The sequence below is a fragment of the Gemmatimonadota bacterium genome (assembly GCA_009838845.1).
Classification (GTDB): domain Bacteria; phylum Latescibacterota; class UBA2968; order UBA2968; family UBA2968; genus VXRD01.
On sequence record VXRD01000158.1, the window covers coordinates 34,264 to 52,624 of the forward strand.

An 18,361-nucleotide genomic window follows, 5' to 3' on the forward strand; every position below is an offset into this window, starting at 1 on the left:
TCACATTGCTACAATTTGTTTCATGCGTTTTGCCATCTCAATTTGCACGTCTCGATCGCCACCTACTTCGTGGATGACATATCGGTCATAGCCAATATCCCGCAATCCTTTCATGACTTCTGCCCAATCCGTATCCCCATCCATCAGCGGTACGAAATTGCGTTGCTGACGAACAAAGTCCTTAAAATGTACCCGTTTAATGCGGTGTTGAAGCCCGCGAATCCAGTGCTCTGGATAGCCGTAAAACATCATATTGGCTGTGTCGAGATAAATTCCGACCCAATCATTGCCCACGGCATCGACAAACTCGCGCGCTTCTTTCGGGTTGAGCAAAAATTTATTCCACACATTCTCTATGCCAACTGCAACGCCTTTTTCCTCGGCATAAGGGGCAATTTCTTTCATCGAGACCAGAAAATCATCCCAGGCATCTTCATAGGTACCATCAACAGGGAGTTGGCCTGGATGGAGTAATACCGCGTCGGTTTCGACCAGATGCGCCACGTCAATAGCGCGGCGCAAGCTCTTCATGCCGGCTTCGCGCTCTGCCGGGTCTCGGCTGAGAAAATTGCCCCGGTTATCATATCTGGCAATCGCACTGCTGATTTCAATGCCCGCATCGTCACACCGCGTTTTGACACCGCGGACCTCGTCGTCACTCATATCTACATTTGGATCGCCTTCTGGTGAAAATACCAGTTCGAGTGCTTCGTAACCCGCATCGCGGCACAATTGCAATGTTTCATCCAGTGTCAGTTTGCCCAGGATAATTTGCGTTACACCTATTTTCATCGCGTGTCTCCACTAAATTGGGTTGTGTGTTTCGGGGGTATTTGCGCCTCTGTTTTGCAACTCTTCGGCGATTTCTTCCATCAGAACAGCCAGTTCAAGAACATTTTCGCTCGTGACTGAGCCAAGAAATACACCTGTGTCTCGATCTGTGATTGGGATTACGGACAACGAATGATCCGTCATGCGCTTGAGCACGTCTTCAATTGGCTCATCGGGCTGAGCCTGCGGCAAATCTGTGCGCAACACAGTGCTCAGGCTCAGGTTTGCCCGCAAACGCGAGGACATTGCCTGCAGGCGGGGAAGCGAGACGATCCCTGCAATCTCGCCGCGATCAACCACGAGATAATCCCGTTGATTTGGCACGGGCCAATCATTAATAAAATCCTCTGCTGAAAGCGTAGAATTGGGATATGTGCGCGTGCTGTCCATGACGTGGTTGACGGTAATATCCTGCATTGCGCGGCGGGCAAAAGAAAGCGGTACAGATTTCGGTAGCTTAAGTTGGTGCGTTTTCTTGGCTTTGTTGATCGCCAAGTTGATTGCTTGCGGCATCAGCATAATATAGCCGAACATCATGAGCACGAATAGCGAAAAGACATCCTTGCCGATTACGCCGTTCTCGAAGAGGACGAGGAGGAGGGCGATTTCCGCCACGCCCTTTGCCATTAGTCCCGTGGCCTGGGCAAAGGGATTGTCCAGACGCGCCATATAGGTACCGATAACGGCACCGGCGAATTTGCCCAGAGACGGGAACACGACTAATGTCGCGATGGTCGCGATTGGCAAGGTCAGAAAAGAAAGATTCAGGTGCAAACCGGCCGAAGCGAAAAAGAGCGGGACAAACAAGCCCTCTGCCGCGCTTCGCAAACCGGGCAGGACGTCTTCGTGGACCTGACGGGGCATACTCGACAGGGCCGTGCCGAAAAGCAGCGCGCCAATGGAGCCGTGCAGGTGGAGATGTTCGGCACCCACTACCATCAGGAAAAGGCCGCCGATCAGCAGCCCAAACGACAGTTCGGGTACATTTAAGACCTTCTGCAAGAAGACAATCGCATGGGGCAGTAGTCGCGCCGATATGAACCAGGCCACCACTGCAAAACTCGCCATTTGGATCAGCAGCAAGAGTACGCTGGCAACACTCAGTTCGTATTCGTGCGCGCCAATTTTGCTGATGGAGAACCCGACCACGAGGAGGGCGATCAATTCGGCGATGATGACTGTGGTGAATATCTCGAGGCCGATAGGTTCTTTGAAATGTCCTTTGTCGGCGAACACCTTTGCCACAAGCCCCAGGCTGGACAGCGAGAGAATGCCAGCCAGCGCCAGTGCCTCTGTGAAATTGAGGTTGAGGGCAAAGCTGATGTTGAAAAGGTTTGATGTGAACACCAAAGCGACGATGAGTGAGATGAGCACCGACACGGTGGCTGCGACAAAGAACCGTCCGCGAATCGTTGCCACAAAGCTGGGGATGTCGATTTCATCGAGGCCGACCAAAAAGAAGAAGACGAAGATGCCGATGCCCAAGAACGTCTGGAGTTCTGGCGTTGGTTCGACGATATTTGTGATGGGGCCGAGCAAGGTGCCCGTGATTGTATAGGCGACGATTGAATTTAAGCCAAAACGGTTAAACAGACCCTCGAAAATCTTACCTACGACGATAAGCAGACCAAGGGGTAGTAAAGCGTCAATCATAGGTAGGGTCTCATCAATTGTTGGATATTTAACCAGCCAGGGTAGGGTGGTGAATTATACGCGTATTTGATATGAAAAATAAATCGCCTATTAAAAAAAGCAAGCCTTTCTCACGCCCTTTGCCCAGCGTTTATATAATGCTTGACAAGGTGCGGTTTTTTCCCTATCACATCGCTTTGTTCATGCTGTTCGCAAACCGTCATCACATACAACACAATAACTCTGGAGATTGCGCTATGAGGCACACATGTATTCTATTTGGTCTGATATTTCTCGTTGTGGGCTGTAAGCCCGCTGAGTCGCCGACACCTGTGGAGCGCGCTATCACAATATGGTGGGCGCAGTGGGATCCCGCGGATGGGCTTCAGGAATTGGGCAATAAATTCGAACAGGAAACGGGTATTGCCGTTAATGTCCACCAGATTCCCTGGCCGTCTTATCAGGATCAGGTCTTTCTCAATTTTGGAAATAATAAAACGGATTTTGATATTGTGATTGGCGATAGTCAGTGGATTGGTAGAGGTGCGACGCGCGGTCTTTACGTCGATCTGACCGACTGGTTGCCCACGGCAATTGATATAGACAAAATTCATCCCCGCGCCGCGCGTTATTTGTGTGAATATCCGCCCGGTGGTGGCAAATTCTACGCCGCGCCCTGCGAGACCGATGCCATCGGATTTGTCTATCGCAAAGACTGGTTTGAAGACCCTGCCGAGCAAGCGTCATTCAAAGAAAAATATGGGCGGGATCTGACGATTCCCGACAATTGGGATGAATTCCGCGATCTGGCTGAATTTTTCCATCGTCCAGATCAAAAACAATACGGCTGTGCTTTGCTTACCGGCCGAGGGTATGATTCGATGACGATGGGCTTTCAGATGTTTATGTGGGGTTTTGGAGGCTCGTGGGGTGAGTTTGGCGACTTTGCGGTGGATGGGTATGTCAATAAACCGGAAGTGGCAGAAGCCCTTGCGTATCTGAAGGAGTTGTTACAATACGGTCCCAATGGCGCGACCAATTTCGACTATGGCAAAACCTTCGAGGCCTTTATCAATGGTTCGACGGCTATGAGCATGAATTATTTCGCCTTTTATCCCGGTATTGTGAAACAGATGGGGGACAAGGCGGGTTTTTTCATGGTGCCCAAAGCCGGCGACAAGCGCGTGGTGAGTCTGGGGGGGCAGGGGTTCAGTATTTCGACCAAAACGTCCGCAGAGCAACAAGAACTGGCCAAGCAATTCATCGCGTGGTTCTTGCAAACGGATATCCAAAAAGAATGGATTACCAAAGACGCCGGATTTACCGCCAATACGGATATTCTCAATAGCGATGAATTCCGAAACGCATCTCCGTATAACCGCGCTTTTGCAGAATCGCTCGATTATCTCCAGGACTTTTGGAATGCGCCTGTTTACAACGAGTTGCTCGCGGTCTCACAGCGTTATTTAGGCGAAGCGATTGACGGGGTTACGCCCGCGCAGGAAGCCCTTGACAAAATCGCTGCCGAACACGAGCAGATTTTCAAAGATGCCGGTTTGTTGAAGTAATCATAACTCAAAAAGGAAAGTACAACTCTATGTCCTCTTTTAAAATGCCAGAAGACATCAAAGTGGGTGTTATAGGCTATGGCGGCGCATTCAATATGGGCCGTCAGCATCTCACGTTTATGAAAAAGGCGGGTATGACGCCTGTTGCGGTTGCAGAACTCGACGAAACGCGCTTGAAAGTCGCACGAGAAGAATTTCCCGGTATCGAGACCTATACATCTGTGTCTGATATGCTGGACAAATCCGATGTCAATCTCGTTGTGATCATCACGCCACACAATACCCATGCCGATCTGGCATTGCAATGCCTGTGCGCGGGGCGCCACGTTATCAGCGAAAAGCCACTGGCGATTACGACTGAGGAATGCGATGCTATGATCCGCGAAGCCGAAAAGCAAGACCTTCTTCTTTCCACCTATCACAACCGCCATTGGGATGGGTGTATCCTGGAAGCCCTCGAACAAATTCACCAGCGCAAGGTTATTGGCGAGGTCTATCGCATTGAAGCCCACATGGGAGGATACAATCGACCGGGCGACTGGTGGCGCAGTAGCAAGAGCATTTCTGGGGGGATCCTCTACGATTGGGGTGTTCACCTTCTCGAATATTCGCTCCAAATTCTGCAATCGGATATTGTGGAGGTTACCGGGTTCGCGCACACCGGTTTCTGGGCTGATGAGACCCGCTGGCAGGCGGATACCAATGAAGACGAGGCCACGGCTATCGTGCGTTTCAAAAACGGGACATGGATCAATCTCACTATGTCGAGTATTGCATCTGCACCCCGCAAGGGGTGGCTCGAGATTACCGGTACGACCGGTACTTATATTTTTGATGGTGGGACGTACGAAATTTTACAGATAAAAGATGGGGAAAAGGTTGTCTCCTCTGGTAAGAATCCCAGTCACCAATACGATAAATACTACGATAATATTGCCGCGCATCTCTCGAAGGGTGAAGACCTGATTATCACGCCCGAATGGTCTCGCCGCCCCATTCACATCCTGGACCTTGCCTGTAAAAGCGCAGCGATGGGGCAAACGCTCAAGGCGAAGTACGCATAGGTGTTGGCAAATACACAGAAAAAGCGGCCAATGTCTCTCAACATAGGCCGCTTTTTTTATTTTAATTTTTTTAAATACCAATCCGCTTTGGAAAGACAGTTACCCCCCAATTCACATACTGGTCTCGCTCCTCAGGTGTCTCGGCGCTCATGCCTACTCTCACTTGTGTGTCTTTTACCTGATTGAGCACATGTTTTACGCAGTCTTCCACCGTCCGATATGGAAATTGAGGGTGCGCCTCAATACTAAACAGCAGATCGTTTGGCCCAAAGTTCAATACATCTACTCCTGGTTTAGCTAACTGTGCAGCATTGATTACTGCTTCAACAGATTCAATCTGAATTGCCAGCCATCCGTACGCATTCCACCAGGGAGCGTATTCCAACCGGTCTGGTCGCTCGTCCAGTCCCACCCGATGTACGCCGCCCCAACTGCGTTTGCCCATCTGGGGATAATAAAAGGCGTTTACGGCTTCATCTACAATTGCCTCGCTTTCTACTTCTGGTACCATAATCCCCGAAGGCCCCAAATCGAGATAGTTGCCAATCAGATAGGCGTGGCGAGTGTGCTTAATCCGGATCTGAACGGGCAAATTCAATTCCCGGGCCATTATACAGAAAGCCACCAGTTGGGCTTCGTTAAAAGGCCCGTGTTGTGCATCTACATTTAGATAGTCGCATTCGTGTTTTGACAGAATATCCGTTAGTTCACCCTTTTCAATATCCATTGGCACGCCAATAGAATTTACAATTTCACCATTCCGAATCCGCTGTTTTAGAGTTTGTTTCGACATTATACACCTCTTGTTCAGTCCAGGTCGTAGAGTTCCCGGGCATTCTCTGCCATAATTTGTTTTTTGACTTCTCGATCCGATACATTGCTCAGTGCCTGGTCGGGCGAATCAAAATCCCAGTGCGGATAATCGGTTGCAAACATCAGTTTGTCGTCCATGTCCATGTGCGCCAGCATCTGCTCGAAATACGCCGGGTCTGAAGGCTCTTCTACAGGCTGTGTGGTCAGATAGAAATGGTCCCGGATATATTCCGAGGGCAGGCGCTTTAAATAGGGCACTTCCATCTTGAGTTTTCGGTACCAGTTATCCATCCGCCACATCAAAGGTGCCACCCACCCAAAGCCGCCTTCGATCAGAACGATTTTTAAGTCGGGAAATCGTTCGAATACGCCTTCGTACACATAGCTCGTTACCTGCGCCTGAAATGCCATGGGCATCCCGCCGTGATCCTGAATATAATGCGCCGCCTTGCCCGCGCCCGTAATTGGGCCAATACCCGTGCCGCCAAAGTGAATGCCGATGGGGAGGTCGTAGTCAACGGCTGCTTCGTAAATTTTCCAGTATTTACGGCGGCCCAGTGGCTCCATTGTGCGGGCCATGAACATCAATTGTACAAATCCCGGGTGATTGCCCAGGCGTTCAATTTCTGCTACGGCGAGATCGGCGTCTTCATACGCGACGGTCAGGGATGCGCGCAATCGCTCATCTTTTTCCAGCCATTCGGCTATTTGCCATTCATTTACCGCCTGTGCAATTGCCGCTCCGTATTCCAGGTTTTGCTGTCCCCCAGCAGGCGATAGCGGGTTCAATATGCCGTAGTCCATTTCCCAGGTATCCAGCAATTGTTCCTGCATAAAACCCAGATGCGACCCAGGGGGTCCTTCAGGGGGGAATGCATCGTTTCGCGCGGCAAAGGGCACAGCTCTCGGACAATTGGACCCTGAGCGTCTGCGCCCTGCAATGCTCAGATGGTAATCTTTCCAGGCGCTGGGCATATAATCTACCCAGACCTCAGTGGCGGGAGACTGATAGCCATCTACATTGTGAATATCGCAATCGATTACCGATAGTTTTTCTCTCTTTTTGACCTCTGGCTCTTCTAAAATCGTCATCGCCATAGCGGTATCTCCTCACAATTTGTAAAACGCTCGTGCATTTTCTCTCAAAACTTTTTCCAGTAGCGAATCGGATAGCCCTTTTGGAATGGCATCATCCGGTCCGTCAAAATGCCAGTGCGGATAATCGGTCGAAAACATCAGTATTTCATCCGAGTCCAGTTGTCCAATCATTTGCAAAAGGTGTTCGGAATTTATGGGCGTATCCATCGGTTGTAGCGTCATTCGAATGTGTTCTCGCACGTAATCCGATGGGGGGCGCACAACCCAGGGGGTGTCTCGGCGCAGGCCTTTCCACTCTTTGTCCATGCGCCACATCCATGCGGGCATCCAGCCGAATCCACTTTCGATTAATACCACCCGTAATTCGGGAAACCGCGCAAACGCGCCTTCGGAGATTAAGCTCAGGACTTGTGCCTGAAAAATCTGCGCCATATCGGCACATTCTTCAATATAGGTCGAAGGCCAGCCCACGGGTGTGGGGGGAAGCGATGAAGCACCGCCAAAATGAATGCCAATTGCCAGGTCGTGTTTTACTGCGGCCGCGTACATCGGATTGTATTCGCTTTTTCCATACAGGGAATAGGAGCGTACAGGGAGTATTACCTGTACGAAGCCGGGATGATCGCCAAAGCGTTCAATTTCTCGCGCGGCGAGGATGGGATTCTGGCTGGGTACGACCAATGAAGCGCGGAGACGCGCGTCTTTCTCAAGCCAGTGATCAATCTGCCACTGGTTGACCGCTGTTGCAAGCGATGCTGCGAGGTCTTCGTTGTGTACGCTTTGCACCCAATAGCCACAGGTCAAAATCCCCACTTCCACGTCCCAGGGATCGAGTACCTGTTTTTGCGTCAGTCCCAGGTCGGAGCCCGGGGGACCATTTGTGGGTCGAGTACCTTGCCGCGCAGATGTGGGCGCGCCACCCGGATAATCATTCGCGCCGGGGCCTCGAAAATGGGATTCGCGAATATACGCGACCCAGTGGTCTTCCAGATATGGAACAAGGGTTTCCAGGGAGGCAAACGCATTGTGAATGTCGCAGTCGATAACGGGACGGCCAAGGCCTGTAAAATCAGCGGGCATATTCTTTTCTTTTTAGAATGTGATCATTGCGAGACGCCGCCGTGTGCGTCAAAAAAATCGAAAATAGACGGTAGAGCTGTGAACCATATTGTGTTGTGCGTATCGTCGGGATATTCGGTATAGGTGAAATTTGTCATATACTTTGCCAACAGTTTTGCGGTGCGTCGAGCGGGTTCTGCCAGCGCGACCATGTCCTTTGCTCCTTGCGAAAATAGCACGGGAAGATCGGCATGCGGTTTGACGTGTCTCGATCTTACCCAACGCCCACTGGCCGCGATTGGCGCGATGGCGGCAAATTTTTCGGCATGCCTCAATCCCAGAATCCAGGTGCCACCTCCGCCCATCGAATGACCGGTGAGGTACACGCGCTCTGGATCGATATTGTAGATGGACAATACGCGATCCAATACATCCATGACATCTTGCCCGCCAATTCTGCGATACCCAGTAAAAGGCCCGCGTCCACTCGGCGCGACAAATAAATATCCGCGTTCTTGTGATAGATGCTTGCACAGGTTCTCTGTTTCGCCTCTTCTGCGCCGGTCCAACCAGGTGTTTTCGCTGCCAGAAGCACCGTGAAGGCCAATGATCAGCGGCCATGATCGATCCGGCGTATATCCCTCTGGCACAAATATGCGGTAGGGTACGAGTTGGCTGTCAACTGCTGATTGATACGCGAGGTGAAAGTCGCCAGTGCTTTTCTTCAGGGGGTCTTCTCCTGCCAAAAGTGCCGAAGATAGGGTTTCGGCGAGGTCGATGTCCGCCGGTATGTTAATCGCGCCGCGCCATGTCAATCCCCTGCCGCTTCTGCGGTATTTCATGACCATAGGTTGCGCTGTTCGCCTGAGATCTCCCACGTATTTGGCGTGCATTTCCTCGAGATGCGCGACGATATATTCGATTGTTTCGATAGCTGCCCGCTGGGACGCACCACGGGACGCGATATTCTCGCCATGCAAGGTTTTTAGCCGCGTTTGCAAAATTTTCAAGCGTGAAGACATTGTGTCTGTGTGCAAAAAAGCTCTTGTGACTCTCAGCAGAAGTTTGCCCGCTGGATCGCGCAATTCATAGCGCACACCTGCGCGTCCTTCAGGCAAACCCGTTGTTGATAGGGCGCAATTGAAAGCGCGGACAGACGAAATTGGGAGTGTGCGCTCGTCAACCACACCCTTTGTTCCCCGCAGCGATAGCCGCGCCGTATATTCGCCTGAAAGCGGATGTCCCAGGCTAAAGAGGGGTTTCAGTTGTACGTGAAGCGTGTCGTCCGTGTTCGTGATGGTGCGATTTAATACCAGGTTGTAGCTTGCGGCGAGTTCTGTACCTTCGCCAGAGCTACTGTCTCGCGTCATTGCCATAAATCGTATAAACAGGCGGTAGGCGCGATAGTTGTCTTTTTTTTCGAAAGCTGCAAAGGCTGTATCCGATAGTGCCTGGAGATTGGGTGGTATGCCCTCATCTGTTGCTTTCAGGCGGTTCAATGTAGAACGCGTGACCACTGTAAATGCGCGGGCATCTTCCCAGGCGATATCGCCGAGTTGTTCGCCTTCGAGCAGTGTGATAGGATGCTGAGCATAGCCTCTCATACAGGATCCTATTATGCAGAATAGGAATATGCCGCATATTGAGGTGTACTTAAAAAGAAGATGGGGGAAAGAGATGGGCATAAGTGTCTCCTTTTTATAAATCAACACGAGTCATTCGACAAAATAAGTTGCCATTGGGAAAAAAGCAAGGCTAAGGAACAATTCCGACTTGTGCGATGCAGAATCCCACTTTATCATGGTCTGATACTACTATTGTCAATCTTATGCAAAGGATGCAATCATGACTTCTACTCTTCGCAAATCCATTGTCGCCCTGCTGTTATTGCTTCCATATCCCGTCCTCGCAGATGTTTCGCTGCCTGCAATTTTCTCAGATAATATGGTGTTGCAGCGACAAATTGCAATATCCGTGTGGGGAAATGCCAGTGCCAATGAAGAGATTACCATTGAGTTAGATACCCAGCGCGTGACGATCACAGCAGATGCAGGGGGCACATGGCAGATTCACCTGAGTCCTATGGATGCGGGAGGCCCGTATCAACTCACTGTGCGCGGCAAGAATGTTGTCACTTTTAACAATGTGATGGTGGGGGAGGTCTGGGTTTGCTCGGGGCAATCCAACATGGCCTGGTCCGTCAGGCGTTCTCAAAATGCGGAGGAGGAGATCAAAGCGGCAGATTATCCCAATATCAGACTTTTTACAGTCAAACGCAGTGCCACTCAAAGGCCCGCGCAAGATGTTGAGGGCATGTGGAGTGTATGCGATACGAGTAGTGTCGGCAATTTTTCTGCGGTGGCCTATTATTTTGGGCGCCGCCTGCACAAATCTTTGAATGTGTCCATTGGTCTTATCAATACATCCTGGGGTGGTACACCGGCTGAAGCCTGGACTTCATTGCCCGCGCTTCAAGTCGTACCGGAGTATGCGCCGCTGGGTAAACGCTGGGCAGAACATATCGCCGCTTATCCAGAAGCACAGAAGAGATTTCAAGCCAGACTCGCTGTCTGGCGTGCAAATACCGATAGCTTGCGCGCTCTGGGGCAACGCCGCCCGCGAGCACCGCGCGGTCCAAATCATCCCCATCGCCCGTCTGTGCTCTACAATGGGATGATCGCACCTCTCGTTCCCTATGGCATTCGCGGTGCGATATGGTATCAGGGGGAATCAAATGCTGGCCGCGCGTATCAATATCGCGCGTTGTTTCCAGCGATGATTCAGGACTGGCGTTCGAGTTGGGGGCAGGGCGCATTTCCATTTTTCTTTGTACAGCTTGCCAATTTTAGACAGGTAAAGGAAAATCCAGAGGAGAGTGCCTGGGCTGAATTGCGCGAGGCGCAATTGATGGCGCTTTCATTGCCAAATACGGGTATGGCTGTGGCGATTGATATTGGAGAGGCAGACGATATTCACCCGAGGAATAAACAGGATGTTGGCTTGCGTCTGGCTCTGGGGGCAGAAGCTACGGTCTATGGTATGGATCAACCGCATTCTGGTCCTGTGTATCGGTCTATGGCGGTTGAAGAAGACAAAATTCGCCTGAAATTTGATCACGCGTATGGCGGCCTGAAAGCAAAGGGCAATATGCTCAAGGGTTTTGCAATTGCCGGACAAGATAGCAAATTTATCTGGGCAGAGGCAAAAATTGATGGCAACGATGTGCTGGTCTGGAGCAAAGATGTGCAGCAGCCCGTTGCTGTCCGATACGCATGGGCAGATAATCCAGTTTGCAATTTGTACAATGGCGCAGATTTGCCAGCATCGCCTTTTCGCACAGATGACTGGCGCGGTATCACCGCTGATCGGCAGTGAGTCCCACCTTCACAGGAGATTCCAATGTCCGCTATGAAAGCAGCACTTTACAAGGGTATCCGCGAAATTGAATGGCAAGATGTTGAATATACGCCCCCGGCACCGGGTTATATTACTCTGCAAACGAGGAGTTCTGGTATCTGCGGTAGCGATCTGCACAATTATTTTGGCGAGTGGAAACCTTCACTCGAACGCGCCGCGGGACACGAGTTGTGTGGCACGGTTGCCGAAGTTGGCGAGGGCGTGACTGATATTGAGGTGGGAGACCTCGTCACTGCCGAATGTTTCTCGCATTGCGGTACATGTCACTACTGTGTTACAGGTCGCTACAATCACTGCGCCAATCGCAAGTGGTTTTCGGGAGAATCGCACGGTGGTTTTGCCGAATATACAACCGCACACAAAAATAGTGTCTTCAAATTGCCCGACATGACTTTTGAACAGGGTGCGCTTGTAGAACCCCTCGCTGTCGCGCATCGTGCACTCGCACAGGCAAAAGCGTCTTACCAGGATCGGGTTGCCGTGATCGGTGGGGGAACAATTGGTCAACTTTGTCTGGCAGTTGCCAAAGCTATTGGTGTGCGCGAAACGCTGATTACCGCCAAATATCCGCAGCAGGCCGACCTCGCGCGTGACCTGGGCGCGGATCACATCGTCGATATTACAACGACCGATGTGAAGGATGTGGTTAATGATCTCACCGATGGCATGGGGTATGACGCCGTTATCGAAACTGTGGGCACCGCGCAGAACTTCGATGATTCTATCGCTATATCGCGCCGCCATGCCATGATCGTTCTCGTGGCCGGTTACTTCAAGCCCCTCGAGGTTGACTTGCGATCAATTGTCTGGTCCGAAGTCAATATCACGGGGTCCAATTGTTACGGTTTCAGCGGCATGCGGACCGATTTTGATGTCGCTATTGACCTTATTACTTCTGGGCGCGTGGAAGCTACGAAACTCGTCACCCATCGCTACCCCTTTGCCGATATCGCCGAAGCTTTTCACACCGCCGCTGACAAAAAGTCCGGTTGTGTCAAAGTGCATCTCGTAAAATAAAAAGGTTTGTGCTATGGGTATTCGTCTCGGTATTGTCGGCGTAGGGGCATTTGCACAGGGCTTTATTCCCCTGTTCAATGCACATCCAGATGTAGATCAGGTCGTTCTGTGCGATCTGGATGAAGAAAAACGCCAGAGTAACGCCGAAAAACACGGGATTGTGCAGACGTCGCCGTCTCTCGATGATCTGTGTGATACCGATGTTGATGCTATCGCGCTTTTTACCCAGAACTGGTTGCACGGGCCGCAGGCAGTGCAAGCACTTCGCGCGGGTAAACACGTCTATTCAGCCGTGCCACCGGGCATGGCACTCGACGAAATTCGCGCGATTGCCGAAGCTGTCTGCGAGACGGGTAATATCTATATGCTCGGTGAAACGAGTTACTATTATCCGGCAGTGATTTACTGTCGGCAGCGATTCCGCGAGGGCGCATTTGGCGATATTGTGTACGCCGAAGCCGAATATTATCACGACTGGGATCACGGTCTGTACGCTGTTGCAAAGTGGCGCGGAGGGAAAAATTGGCGCGAAACCGCTGGCAAACCCCCTATGTTTTATCCCACCCATTCGACGAGTCAGATTCTCTCTATCACTGGCGCGCGTATGACCCACGTTTCATGCCAGGGTTTCACAGATCGCCACGAGGATAGAATCTATAAATCAAATAAGTGGAATAATCCTTTCAGCAATGAGTCTGCGCTGTTCAAACTGTCCGATGGCAGCACCGCGCGCATCAATGAATTTCGCCGTGTTGGACATCCGGGGACGGTGCGTATGACGATGTTTGGCACACAGGGCAGCTTTGAACACAATGCCTCGGGTGCCGTCTGGCTCACAAAAGATCGGTCTGAACGCGAATCTCTCGACGCGCAACTCACCTGTCGCGTAGCGGTAAGACGCGTTGAGGGCGATATGGATAAGGTTATCGCAGACGATGGAACGCATCACACAGTTGCTCCCGTTCATCCCGTTCACCGCTTGCCCGATGCGTTTAGAGGTTTGCCCAATGGTCACAATGGCTCACATCAGTTTCTGGTTGACGATTTTGTTCGCGCCTGTGTCTCGGACAAGACGCCGCCGAACAATATTTACGAAGCTGCGCGCTATATGATCCCGGGCCTCATTGCCCACGAATCGGCCCTTAAGGGCGGTGAATTGCTCGAGATTCCCGATTTGGGCGATCCGCCCACGGGTAATCGTCTGGAAATTGATTGATCAGTTGTGGGGAGAGTAGAATTCATCCATAAACAGGGAGTTGACCATGTCTTATTTTTCTAATGAAGAAAAAGCCTTTTTTAAAAAAAATGGTTATGTTGTCAAACCCGACCTGATTGCATCAGACCTACTCAAAAATGCGCGGGATGCCGTGTGGGAATATATCGAGGCGGATCGCGATGATCCCCAGACATGGATTAACGCGGGGCCAAAAGGCAATCTGCCGTGTAGCGACCATCCCGCAGTCGCGGCTATGAGGACAGATACACCGCTTTACGATATGGCCGAAGAACTCGCGGGTAAGGGGCGTCTTCGTTCGCCTGGGAATGGGCTGTGTAAAATGATTTACCCGAGCGGGCATACGGACTGGCAGCCGCCGCGAGGACATCTGGACGGGTATCTCATCGAGGGGGTTGCGGATACTTTCACCGTTGCTGTGACTATTAATATCAGCGATGTTTTGCCCCGTGGCGGCGGTTTTACCACATGGGCGGGAGCACACCTCAAGGTTGCCAGATATTTCCAGGCGCATGCCCTGACTAATTTGAGCGGTCTCAAAGTGCCCGGTTTTTTACATCCCGATACGCGCTATGAACACGCCGCACCTGCGGGCACGGTTTGCTTCTGGCACCACTATATGTTGCACACGGCCAGTATGAACTGTCGGACAGATATCCGCATGGCGCTTGTCAATCGCTTTGCTTTCAAGAACCTGAGCGATATCCTGTTCGACCTGCCCTTCGATCTGTGGGATCACTGGGAAGGCTTGCGCGATATCAACTGAAAGGATGCCGTTATGGCACGAATGAAACGACTTGAAAAGCTCGATGGCTTCGCCAATGTGCAGATGGTCGAAGTCGAACAGCCAGAACCCGGTCCCGATCAGATGCTGATTGAGGTCAAGCGCAGCCTGATTAGCAGGGGGTCGGAGCTATTTTGGCGATACGTCCGGGAAGAGGCGGTAAGTCCTGAGATGATGGGGTATTCCGACGCGGGTGAGGTCGTGGGCGTGGGGGCCAACATCCAGGATTTCGCAGTGGGACAGCGCGTCATGGCGAACACCCCGCACGCTCAGTACGTCATTGCCGGCGAAACCGAGAGATCCCGGCGCGCTTTCCCCCTTCCGGAAGAACTCAGCTATGAGACCGCGACCTTTCTCCCTCTCGCGACCAGTTCTGTGATGTGGATGCGCTCTTCGCCAATAGAACCCGGGCAGACCGTTGTCGTGCTCGGTCAGGGGATTGTAGGTGCCCTGTGCGCTCAGATCGTCTGGGAACGCGATCCCGGATGTGTAATCGTCGTCGATGCACAGCCTCTCCGATGCGATATCGCGCGGAAACTGGGGCACGAAAATGTGATCAATGTCTCCCAGACCGACTCCGTGGCAGCGGTCAAGGAACTCACAGATGGCAAGGGTGCCGACCTCGTCGTCGAGTGCGTCGGGGGCTACGCTGGTATCCAGTCCTTCGAACAAGCTCAGAAGATGCTCGCATCCCGGGGAACGATTCATCTCATCGCGAAGTATCAAGGTGCTCCATTGCCTCTGGAAGGGGACGCCTTTATGAATAAGCAGATCATCGCGGGCATCCGCATCGATACACCCAGAGAGGCGTGTATGCGGGATGCAGCCCAGATGCTGATCGACGGACGGGTCAAAGTCGCCGAACTGATCACCCACAGACTCCCATGGGAACAAACTCCGGATGCGTATCACCTGCTCTATCACAAGCCGGACGAAGCACTCGGCGTCATTCTGGAGTGGGATTGATCTGATTTTGAGCAGGACAGGAGACGCTATGAAGAAACTTCGATTGGCTGTTGTGGGTTGCGGTGCTTATGAAAGTTCCCGTGCTCGCGGATATATCGCGACGATGGTCAAGCTGACCGATCTCTACGATTTGTGCGCGATCTGTGATCATAGCGAGCAGGCGTTACAGGTTGTTGGCGAGCGTTTTGGCGTTGACGCGAGATATACCGATTTTGAAGCGATGCTGGATGGGGAAAAGCCAGATGTGGTTTTTATTCTTGTCCCCACAGATGGACAGGCGGTCATGGCTTTGGCGGCTGTTGAGCGCGGCTGTCATATTATCACGGAGATTCCCTATGCCCACACGCTGGCGATTGGCGATGCAATTGATCGGGCATGTCGAGATAGAGGCGTTGTTTGGGAGGTTGCTGAAAATGTCTGGCTCTGGCCTCAGGAACAATTAAAGCAAAAGATCGTTAGAAAAGGACTGCTTGGAAAACTGACACATGCGCGTCTGTGGTACACGTCTGGTAGCTATCACGGGATCAACGGGGTTAGAATGATCCTCGACAAGGCCGCGACCCGTGCCCTGGGCTATGCACAATCGGTGGAGGTGTTGCCATATAGCAATTATGGCGGGGAACAGGAAACGACCCGATGGTGGGAGAGTGCTGTTGTCGAGTTCGAAGATGACATTGTTTGTTTATACGAGATGTCGCCAGCGGGTGCGCGCAGTAACTTCTGGGATATCGAAGGGGTGGAAGGGCATCTTTCGGGCAATGAACTGGTGCTTTATGGAGGTAGTGAACGCACATCTTACCCAATTCGGGAGATGTTCGAGGAGATTGACGGAGAGCAGATTCTCTCGTCTGTTCGCGTAGATACCGATCCACCGGTTGTCTGGGAGAATCCATTCAAGCGCCAGAAGGTTTCCCATGCGGACGATGTGGCTAAAGCCGCGATTCTCAATAGCCTTTACAGGGCAGTGACAGAGGGAGCAGAACCGCAGTACAGTCCTGCAAATGCCCGCAGGGATCTGGAGATCTGGATTGCGATTCGCGAAAGCGCGAATAGGGGTAGTGTCTGGGTTGATCTTCCGCTGACGGAAGAGACAGATCTCGAGTGTCGCTTTGAAGCCGAATTTGTTCGGCAGTACGGGGGGCATCCCATCACAGACCACAAGCGTCTGTTAAATGCCCCTTTCCAGCGTCTCAGTCCGCTGTGGACGGTGGCTGGTTGGTTGTGATGTGCACTACTCAGATTGGAGAGATATGATGCGTTTTTTTATGATGTTCTTGTCGATGGTTATTGTTTCAGCTCAAACTGTGCAAGCGCAACCGGCAGATGTGAAAAGTCATGTTGCTGCGCTTAAAGGCAAGACGTTCTGGATCAAAATCGATTTTGTAGAGGTGAATGACGGGATTCGAGGTATTGATGCGGCAAATGTTTTTGAGAATGGGGAAGTTTCATACCGCGCCACAATAGGCGGTTTTCGCCAATCTCAGTCTCAGTCTGCAGAGGATTTTGCCGAGGAAGTCAGGAATATCATTATACGAGATGAGCTTTCGGGGTGGAGCGTGCGGGTGATCCAAAGGGGCGCGAAAGTTCAAATCCGAAAAGCTGAGGCAAGGGAGAAAGAGGTCTATATTGAACTCGACAGACTGTCAGGTGCTCGCCATGCCGTTCGCCTCAAGGTCAATAGGGATAAGTACACGATTCCCGAAGTTGAACGTCTTTTCAATATCGCCTTTGCTGCAAGCGAAGCGGAATTAGAAGGTGCAGAGGATACCGTTTTGCTCAAAATGAATATGTCCATTGAAGAAGTGATCGCCCTGAAAGGCAAACCCAAAACGCGCGTTGACCTCGGCTCCAAAACCGTTCTCACTTATGACGACTTGAAACTGATATTCAAAGATGGGAAATTGGTTGATGCGGAATGAAGTCTCTTCTTATCTCTACGCATTTTCCAGCACGTCTCTCATCGCTTTGCCCTCTTCGCGGAACCATTGCATTAAGATGCTCACATCGGTTCCCACACAAAAGTGTTTCACGCCCATGTCCAAATATCGCTTCGCGCCTCTGGCATCTCCGAGTTCTGCCCGGGGCGCAACGCCCATTTTAAGCGATGTTTCGATCACGTATTTTTCCGCTTCTTGTACCTTTTCTCTGGCATAGCCCGTGTTCAGAGAATAATCTCCTGGCCCAAACTGTATCATATCTAAGCCCGGTACGGAGAGCAGTGCTTCCAAATTTTCGACTGCTTCCTTCTTTTCGATCATGATCGCGACAACGGAATCGCGACACGACTGAATAAATTCAGCCCCTCCTGTATCCACACCGAACCGCACGTACCGGCGCATATTTACTCCGTGATGCCCACCATCTTCTGGCGTGTCGGGACGCACGGCTGCCACACAGGCTGCCACATCTTCTACTGTACGCACATCGGCGAATAAAACATTTTGAATGCCCGCACCTATGGCGCGATTTGCAATATGTCCACGCGGATCTTCTTCGACCTTGATCATTGCCGACATCTCGTCGAATAGATCGATAGCCCGCCCGATATTATCCATGGTGTGTAAATCATACGGGGCGTATTCCGATACGTATTCGATGTAGTCAAACTGTCCCGAATATCCCACCATTTCAAATACCGATGGCCACGGGCTGTGTACATGGGTTCCCAGACTGGGTTTATCGGCATCGAGCAGTTCTCTCAGCTTATTTCGTCGCATGTTTTCTCCTTGAAAGTATTGTTGCACCTGGTAGCGCAGTTCATTTTCTATCAATACACAAAAATAGTGAAAAAATCCAGTGGTCTTCTCTGCGCCCGCATCCAGACCCAGACAATTTTGGGTTGCCTCTTGAACAAGATGAAGTTATACTATTAGCAAGG

General features: G+C 51.4%; 16 protein-coding genes. 9 read left to right on the top strand and 7 right to left on the bottom strand.

Features of this window, described 5'->3' with window-relative positions:
* Both F4Y39_22235 and F4Y39_22240 read right to left on the bottom strand, forming a co-directional pair.
* Window positions 1-792 carry a sugar phosphate isomerase/epimerase gene (locus F4Y39_22235; protein MYC16457.1) on the bottom strand — a complete coding sequence of 264 codons (792 nt, stop codon included), beginning with the start codon at window positions 790-792 and terminating at the stop codon, window positions 1-3.
* A gap of 12 nt (window positions 793-804) precedes the next feature.
* Window positions 805-2,484, bottom strand: a complete 1,680-nt coding sequence (locus tag F4Y39_22240) for a CBS domain-containing protein (protein MYC16458.1) — start codon at window positions 2,482-2,484, stop codon at window positions 805-807.
* A gap of 71 nt (window positions 2,485-2,555) precedes the next feature.
* On the opposite strand from F4Y39_22240, the gene F4Y39_22245 reads away from it, so the two are divergent.
* The gene (locus F4Y39_22245) at window positions 2,556-4,031 is read left to right on the top strand and encodes a sugar ABC transporter substrate-binding protein (protein ID MYC16459.1); all 1,476 of its coding nucleotides are present in this window, start codon (window positions 2,556-2,558) and stop codon (window positions 4,029-4,031) included.
* A 29-nt stretch (window positions 4,032-4,060) separates the two neighbouring features.
* Window positions 4,061-5,095, top strand: a complete 1,035-nt coding sequence (locus F4Y39_22250; GenBank protein ID MYC16460.1) for a Gfo/Idh/MocA family oxidoreductase — start codon at window positions 4,061-4,063, stop codon at window positions 5,093-5,095.
* Between the two features lie 70 nt (window positions 5,096-5,165).
* Here the strand turns inward: F4Y39_22250 and F4Y39_22255 are convergent, their stop codons facing one another.
* From F4Y39_22255 to F4Y39_22270, 4 genes are read right to left on the bottom strand one after another with little or no spacing between them, the layout of a single operon-like run.
* Window positions 5,166-5,888 (bottom strand): hypothetical protein, encoded by a 723-nt coding sequence (locus tag F4Y39_22255; GenBank protein ID MYC16461.1) that lies wholly within the window; start codon window positions 5,886-5,888, stop codon window positions 5,166-5,168.
* 14 nt (window positions 5,889-5,902) lie between these two features.
* Window positions 5,903-7,000: an amidohydrolase gene (locus F4Y39_22260; protein ID MYC16462.1), complete on the bottom strand. Its 1,098-nt coding sequence runs from the start codon at window positions 6,998-7,000 to the stop codon at window positions 5,903-5,905.
* 18 nt (window positions 7,001-7,018) lie between these two features.
* The gene (locus F4Y39_22265) at window positions 7,019-8,086 is read right to left on the bottom strand and encodes an amidohydrolase (protein MYC16463.1); all 1,068 of its coding nucleotides are present in this window, start codon (window positions 8,084-8,086) and stop codon (window positions 7,019-7,021) included.
* Between the two features lie 23 nt (window positions 8,087-8,109).
* Complete coding sequence (locus tag F4Y39_22270) at window positions 8,110-9,669, bottom strand: hypothetical protein (GenBank protein MYC16464.1); 1,560 nt, start codon at window positions 9,667-9,669, stop codon at window positions 8,110-8,112.
* Between the two features lie 241 nt (window positions 9,670-9,910).
* Here F4Y39_22270 and F4Y39_22275 point away from each other — a divergent pair, with 241 nt between their 5' ends.
* From F4Y39_22275 to F4Y39_22305, 7 genes are read left to right on the top strand one after another with little or no spacing between them, the layout of a single operon-like run.
* Window positions 9,911-11,440, top strand: a complete 1,530-nt coding sequence (locus F4Y39_22275; GenBank protein MYC16465.1) for a sialate O-acetylesterase — start codon at window positions 9,911-9,913, stop codon at window positions 11,438-11,440.
* A 24-nt stretch (window positions 11,441-11,464) separates the two neighbouring features.
* On the top strand, window positions 11,465-12,499 hold the full coding sequence (locus F4Y39_22280) for an alcohol dehydrogenase catalytic domain-containing protein (protein ID MYC16466.1): 1,035 nt from the start codon (window positions 11,465-11,467) through the stop codon (window positions 12,497-12,499).
* Between the two features lie 13 nt (window positions 12,500-12,512).
* Window positions 12,513-13,715: a Gfo/Idh/MocA family oxidoreductase gene (locus F4Y39_22285; protein ID MYC16467.1), complete on the top strand. Its 1,203-nt coding sequence runs from the start codon at window positions 12,513-12,515 to the stop codon at window positions 13,713-13,715.
* A 46-nt stretch (window positions 13,716-13,761) separates the two neighbouring features.
* Window positions 13,762-14,499, top strand: coding sequence for a hypothetical protein (locus F4Y39_22290; GenBank protein ID MYC16468.1), 738 nt, complete (start codon window positions 13,762-13,764; stop codon window positions 14,497-14,499).
* A 12-nt stretch (window positions 14,500-14,511) separates the two neighbouring features.
* A complete protein-coding gene (locus F4Y39_22295) occupies window positions 14,512-15,483 on the top strand; it encodes a zinc-binding dehydrogenase (protein MYC16469.1) in 972 nt (323 codons plus the stop codon).
* Window positions 15,419-16,708 carry a Gfo/Idh/MocA family oxidoreductase gene (locus tag F4Y39_22300; GenBank protein ID MYC16470.1) on the top strand — a complete coding sequence of 430 codons (1,290 nt, stop codon included), beginning with the start codon at window positions 15,419-15,421 and terminating at the stop codon, window positions 16,706-16,708. Before F4Y39_22295 ends, F4Y39_22300 begins: the two co-directional genes overlap by 65 nt.
* Before the next feature lie 25 nt (window positions 16,709-16,733).
* Window positions 16,734-17,402 carry a hypothetical protein gene (locus F4Y39_22305; protein MYC16471.1) on the top strand — a complete coding sequence of 223 codons (669 nt, stop codon included), beginning with the start codon at window positions 16,734-16,736 and terminating at the stop codon, window positions 17,400-17,402.
* 15 nt (window positions 17,403-17,417) lie between these two features.
* Here the strand turns inward: F4Y39_22305 and F4Y39_22310 are convergent, their stop codons facing one another.
* Window positions 17,418-18,200 carry a 2,4-dihydroxyhept-2-ene-1,7-dioic acid aldolase gene (locus F4Y39_22310; protein MYC16472.1) on the bottom strand — a complete coding sequence of 261 codons (783 nt, stop codon included), beginning with the start codon at window positions 18,198-18,200 and terminating at the stop codon, window positions 17,418-17,420.
* Window positions 18,201-18,361: the final 161 nt, after the last annotated feature.

What these genes read in the sequence shown, in the direction of transcription:
- F4Y39_22265 (MYC16463.1), bottom strand. Translation starts at nt 8,086, where the DNA reads ATGCCCGCTGATTTTACAGGCCTTGGCCGTCCCGTTATCGACTGCGAC.
- F4Y39_22240 (MYC16458.1), bottom strand. Translation starts at nt 2,484, where the DNA reads ATGATTGACGCTTTACTACCCCTTGGTCTGCTTATCGTCGTAGGTAAG.
- F4Y39_22285 (MYC16467.1), top strand. Translation starts at nt 12,513, where the DNA reads ATGGGTATTCGTCTCGGTATTGTCGGCGTAGGGGCATTTGCACAGGGC.
- F4Y39_22290 (MYC16468.1), top strand. Translation starts at nt 13,762, where the DNA reads ATGTCTTATTTTTCTAATGAAGAAAAAGCCTTTTTTAAAAAAAATGGT.
- F4Y39_22260 (MYC16462.1), bottom strand. Translation starts at nt 7,000, where the DNA reads ATGACGATTTTAGAAGAGCCAGAGGTCAAAAAGAGAGAAAAACTATCG.
- F4Y39_22280 (MYC16466.1), top strand. Translation starts at nt 11,465, where the DNA reads ATGTCCGCTATGAAAGCAGCACTTTACAAGGGTATCCGCGAAATTGAA.
- F4Y39_22245 (MYC16459.1), top strand. Translation starts at nt 2,556, where the DNA reads ATGAAAAATAAATCGCCTATTAAAAAAAGCAAGCCTTTCTCACGCCCT.
- F4Y39_22305 (MYC16471.1), top strand. Translation starts at nt 16,734, where the DNA reads ATGATGCGTTTTTTTATGATGTTCTTGTCGATGGTTATTGTTTCAGCT.
- F4Y39_22255 (MYC16461.1), bottom strand. Translation starts at nt 5,888, where the DNA reads ATGTCGAAACAAACTCTAAAACAGCGGATTCGGAATGGTGAAATTGTA.
- F4Y39_22235 (MYC16457.1), bottom strand. Translation starts at nt 792, where the DNA reads ATGAAAATAGGTGTAACGCAAATTATCCTGGGCAAACTGACACTGGAT.
- F4Y39_22275 (MYC16465.1), top strand. Translation starts at nt 9,911, where the DNA reads ATGACTTCTACTCTTCGCAAATCCATTGTCGCCCTGCTGTTATTGCTT.
- F4Y39_22250 (MYC16460.1), top strand. Translation starts at nt 4,061, where the DNA reads ATGTCCTCTTTTAAAATGCCAGAAGACATCAAAGTGGGTGTTATAGGC.
- F4Y39_22310 (MYC16472.1), bottom strand. Translation starts at nt 18,200, where the DNA reads ATGCGACGAAATAAGCTGAGAGAACTGCTCGATGCCGATAAACCCAGT.
- F4Y39_22295 (MYC16469.1), top strand. Translation starts at nt 14,512, where the DNA reads ATGGCACGAATGAAACGACTTGAAAAGCTCGATGGCTTCGCCAATGTG.
- F4Y39_22270 (MYC16464.1), bottom strand. Translation starts at nt 9,669, where the DNA reads ATGAGAGGCTATGCTCAGCATCCTATCACACTGCTCGAAGGCGAACAA.
- F4Y39_22300 (MYC16470.1), top strand. Translation starts at nt 15,419, where the DNA reads ATGCGTATCACCTGCTCTATCACAAGCCGGACGAAGCACTCGGCGTCA.